This window comes from Microcystis sp. M_QC_C_20170808_M9Col, from assembly GCF_007095495.1.
In the GTDB taxonomy this organism is placed as follows: Bacteria; Cyanobacteriota; Cyanobacteriia; order Cyanobacteriales; family Microcystaceae; genus Microcystis; species Microcystis aeruginosa.
The window spans coordinates 1-4,566 of sequence record NZ_SFBZ01000272.1 but is presented as its reverse complement, the minus strand read 5'-3'; the positions used below and the strand labels follow the sequence as shown (position 1 = coordinate 4,566).

Sequence of the window (4,566 nt, the reverse complement as noted above, 5' to 3'; positions counted from 1 at the left end):
GGTGTGGGGTGTGGGGTGTGGGGTGTGGGGTGTGGGGTGTGGGGTGTAGGGTGTAGGGTGTGGGGTGTGGGGTGTGGGGAAGAGGAGTGAATTGGGGTGTGGGGTGTAGGGTGTAGGGTGTGGGGTGTGGGGTGTGGGGTGTAGGGTGTGGGGTGTAGGGTGTAGGGTGTGGGGTGTGGGGAAAAGGAAGAATAAATAAAAATAATCTCCTGAAGACTGAAGACTGATAATTTTCATTTTTGTAGTAGAATGGAGAGCCACTAATAACCGATTTCTGGAATAATGGCCGATATTAAAACCCTAATTAAACAGGTACACCAAGAGGCAAAAAAAGAGGATTTTCCCATCGATACCCTAATTTACCACGAGGCCAAAAAAGACCCCTTTGAACCGGTTTTGTATGCAGGTAATCTGGCTAGTCAGTTATGCTTTTTTGGGCGGGATTTAGGACGAGATGAAGTGTATGCAGGACAACCTTTGATCGGGGCTGCCGGTAGAATGGTGAGAGAGGGATTTTTTCAAGCTTGGCAGGGGAGAAAATCTCATGATCGTCAAGAGTTATTATCGGTGTGCGATCGAATTTTCTTAACTAATACAGTTCCCTACAAACCTCCTGGTAATAAAGCTTATTCTGGGGAAGTGAAAGATCGTTTTCGTCCATTTATAGAAAAACTGCTAGTTTTTTATTGGCAAGGTGATCATATCATTACCCTTGGCACCGAAGCTTTTAAATGGTTTGAACCCTACGGGAAACCCAAAGAAGTGGATAAATTCTATCTTGATAAAGAACGCTTTACTAAAAAACTGCTAGTTACCCTTACCGCTACCGATGAAGATGGATTAAAACAGCAAAAGAAAGTGACTTTATTGCCTCTCCCCCATCCCTCTCCTCTCAATCAAAGATACTATGCTCTTTTTCCTGATTTATTACAAAAAAGATTAACTGAATTTGCCTTTTAACCGATGAGAATTTACGGCAATCGTCCCATAAAAACCCTAGCAGGACAATTAACCCGTCCGACGACAGCAAGGGTGCGAGAAGCTTTATTTAATATCTGGCAACAGAAATTATCCGGCTGTCGTTGGTTGGATCTTTGTGCGGGTAATGGTTCCATGGGTGCGGAAGCTTTATGTCGAGGTGCGAGTCTAGTAATCGGAATTGAACAATCAGGACGCGCTGGCGAAATTATCAAGGAAAATTGGCGCAATTTAGCAACTTTTCCCCAGCAATTCCAAGTAATTCGGGGGGATGTACTGACAAAGTTAGCCACTTTAGCGGGGAAAAGTTTTGATTTAATTTATTTTGACCCTCCCTACGAAAGCGGTTTATATTTACCGGTACTAACTGCCATCTCTCAATCTAATTTATTAGATTCTCTGGGGGAAATTGCCGTGGAACATAATCCCAAATCTTGGCAAGCAATTAATCTAGAAGGTTTAACCATTTGTCGTCAGAAACGCTACGGCAATACCACCTTAACTTTTTATCAAAAAGCAGTTATCTCCTGACCACTGACTTGAAAGAGGGTGTAGGGTGTAGGGTGTGGGGTGTGGGGTGTGGGGTGATGGGGAAGTGGGGTGTGGGGTGTGGGGTGTAGGGTGTAGGGTGTGGGGTGTAGGGTGTAGGGTGTGGGGTGTGGGGAAAAGGAAGAATAAATAAAAATAATCTCCTGACTCCTGCCTCCTGACTCGGAGTCTCCTGCCGGAAATGGTCAATTTTATTTGGCAGCCTAGAAAAATTATTATTTCTCAACAAAATCACATAATTTGTCACTTTTCTTGACAATCATCCGGAGCAAACCGAGAAACTTTCTGGCAACCGCAGTTAATCGCCCCCTGTTTAAGCTATTTAAACGTAAATTATGATTTATTTCGATAAAATTCCGCAAAAAAAGGCTATATACTCCTAAAAAACTTAAATAACTTCTTCTAGTTCTTTTTTTGACCTGAAACTACCCCGAAGTTTCCTGACACGGCAGCTTAACCATCTCCCCTTAACCCTTGCTGCTCCCCAGATTATCCCCTAATTTTTGTATAAATTTATACCCGACAAAAATAGTCGGGTATATTTGACACCAAGATTTTGCGGGTGATAGGATGCTTGTAGATTCAGTTGACGGCAAGACAGGAAAATCATGACCCTAGCGACAAACATCGAAACCTCAAAATTCATCCCCACCTTTACCCGCTTGGTTTCTAAGGAAGGAGGGACTTCTTACCCCCTGAAAGCGCTGAATATCTGCGAAGAAACCTTTGCCCCCCTGGAAGTGGACTACGATTACGACCTCATCCGTCGCACCGTTACCAGAGAAAGCATTCAAGCAGGTCCCAATTCCATCTGGCGCTATCGTTCCTTTTTGCCGGTGGAAAGTGAAAATCCCATCGATGTGGGTACGGGTATGACTCCCCTAGTTAAATCCCACCGTTTAGCCCGGCGCTTGGGTCTAAAAAATCTCTACATTAAAAATGATGCCGTCAATATGCCCACTCTCAGCTTCAAAGATAGAGTGGTATCCGTCGCCCTTACCCGCGCCAAAGAATTAGGTTTTACCACCGTTTCCTGTGCTAGTACGGGAAATCTCGCCAATTCCACCGCCGCTATTGCCGCTCACGCCGGTTTAGACTGTTGTGTTTTCATTCCCTCCGACTTAGAAGCGGGTAAAATTCTCGGCACCCTAATCTATAATCCCACGGTCATGGCGGTTAAAGGCAACTACGATCAAGTTAACCGTCTCTGTTCAGAAGTGGGCAATACCTACGGTTGGGGTTTTGTCAACATCAATCTGCGTCCCTACTATTCCGAAGGTTCCAAAACCTTAGGCTTTGAAGTGGCCGAACAATTAGGCTGGAAACTCCCCGACCATATTGTCGCACCTTTAGCCAGTGGTTCCCTCTTTACCAAGATTTATAAAGGCTTCCAAGAATTCGTCAAAGTCGGTTTGGTGGCAGATAAAGCAGTGCGTTTTAGTGGCGCTCAAGCGGAGGGTTGCTCCCCCATTGCCCAAGCTTTCAAGGAAGGACGGGATTTTGTCGCCCCAGTTAAACCCAATACTATCGCCAAATCGATCGCTATTGGTAATCCCGCCGATGGTGTTTATGCCCTTGATATTGCCCGTAAAACTGGCGGTAATATTGAATCCGTCACCGATGCCGAAATTATCGAAGGTATTAAACTTTTGGCAGAAACGGAAGGCATTTTCACGGAAACCGCAGGCGGTACAACTATCGCTGTCTTGAAAAAATTAGTAGAAGCGGGTAAAATCGACCCCGAAGAAACCACGGTCGTTTATATCACCGGTAATGGTCTAAAAACCCAAGAAGCGGTACAGGGTTATATCGGTGAACCCCTGTTAATCGAACCGAAATTAGAAAGCTTTGAACGGGCCCTAGAACGTTCCCGCACCCTCGAACGCCTCGAATGGCAACAGGTTCTCGTCTAGAATTGATGTTCGGGGATGATGGGGCGATTATCCTCTTGCCTCATCTCCACAAGCAATTTAAATTCGCGTGCAGCTTACCGTCCTTTCCACTTTTTCTTTTAATATCTATGGCTGTAAAAGTTCTCATTCCTACTCCCCTGCAAAAATTTACAGAAAATAACGCTACCATCGAGTGTAGTGCTAGTAGTGTCGGTGGTTTAATCGAATCCTTAGAAGCAAGTTTCCCCGGTATTAAGGCCCGCTTATGCGATGAAGAGGGCGCACCCCGGCGCTTTTTAAATTTCTACGTCAACAGTGAAGATATTCGCTTCCTCGATGGGACAAAAACCCCCTTAAAAGATGGCGATGAAGTCAGTATCGTTCCTGCGGTGGCTGGAGGTTAACCTCCCCATAAGTTTGTTTTCCGTCAATTGTAATTAGACCCCTAGAAAGTGATGTTTTCTGGGGGCTTTTATTCAGGTAAGTTCTAAGCTGCCCGCGCATTTAAGTAGGGAGGCAGAATTATTTGTAGGATGGGTTAGCGGTAGCGTAACATGAGCGAGCATTGGGTTTCATGCTTCAACCCAACCGCATTTAAAGCACTTATTCTTAAGATTAGCCGAATCTCCCCCAATCCCTTTACTGTTGCCTCTTGCCTCTTGCCTCTTGCCTCGTCTCAACAAGCAATTTAAATGCTTAACCATAATCTCCCTGACAAAACTCGAACAGTCGCCGGGGTCGTGGCGAAAACAATCAATTGTTAAGCTAAGAGACCGTATCGGGCAAGGATGAGTAAAATCAAGGGGATGCTCTCCAAAATAACCATCAATTCTGCTTGCTTTAGTTAGGTTCAATCATGGAAAATATCTCTCAATGGGTAGGCATTGACATTAGTAAAGCGACCCTAGATGTTTACCTCCGTCCGATGGGTAAAGCGATGAAAGTTGCTAACACAAAGGAGGACATATCTAAACTGGTCGAAACCCTAAAATCCTACACTGTCAACCTCATCGTTCTGGAAGCGACATGAGGTTGAGAAACTGAACTGGTGATTCAATTACAAGAAGCGGATTTACCTGTAGCCTTAATCAATCCCCGTCAAGGAAGAGACTTTGCTAAAGCCACTGGTAAATTAGCCAAAACCGAT

The 4,566-nt window shown here is 44.9% G+C and carries 4 protein-coding genes and 1 pseudogene; all 5 read left to right on the top strand.

Translation table 11 applies throughout. The annotated features are described in order from the left end of the window. Nucleotides 1–282: 282 nt before the first annotated feature. On the top strand, nucleotides 283–960 hold the full coding sequence (locus EWV68_RS17140; protein ID WP_287170498.1) for a uracil-DNA glycosylase family protein: 678 nt from the start codon (nucleotides 283–285) through the stop codon (nucleotides 958–960). 3 nt (nucleotides 961–963) lie between these two features. After that, complete coding sequence (gene rsmD, locus EWV68_RS17135; RefSeq protein WP_061432621.1) at nucleotides 964–1,509, top strand: 16S rRNA (guanine(966)-N(2))-methyltransferase RsmD; 546 nt, start codon at nucleotides 964–966, stop codon at nucleotides 1,507–1,509. Between the two features lie 626 nt (nucleotides 1,510–2,135). After that, entirely contained in the window at nucleotides 2,136–3,440 is a 1,305-nt protein-coding gene (gene thrC / locus EWV68_RS17130; RefSeq protein WP_002783420.1) for a threonine synthase, read from the top strand. Nucleotides 3,441–3,547: 107 nt separating this feature from the next. After that, nucleotides 3,548–3,823 (top strand): MoaD/ThiS family protein, encoded by a 276-nt coding sequence (locus EWV68_RS17125; RefSeq protein WP_002757903.1) that lies wholly within the window; start codon nucleotides 3,548–3,550, stop codon nucleotides 3,821–3,823. 452 nt (nucleotides 3,824–4,275) lie between these two features. After that, nucleotides 4,276–4,566: pseudogene (locus tag EWV68_RS22130) on the top strand (IS110 family transposase); the annotation flags it as partial.

Coding starts and splice junctions, on each gene's coding strand:
- EWV68_RS17140 (WP_287170498.1), top strand. CDS start 283: ATGGCCGATATTAAAACCCTAATTAAACAGGTACACCAAGAGGCAAAA.
- thrC (WP_002783420.1), top strand. CDS start 2,136: ATGACCCTAGCGACAAACATCGAAACCTCAAAATTCATCCCCACCTTT.
- rsmD (WP_061432621.1), top strand. CDS start 964: ATGAGAATTTACGGCAATCGTCCCATAAAAACCCTAGCAGGACAATTA.
- EWV68_RS17125 (WP_002757903.1), top strand. CDS start 3,548: ATGGCTGTAAAAGTTCTCATTCCTACTCCCCTGCAAAAATTTACAGAA.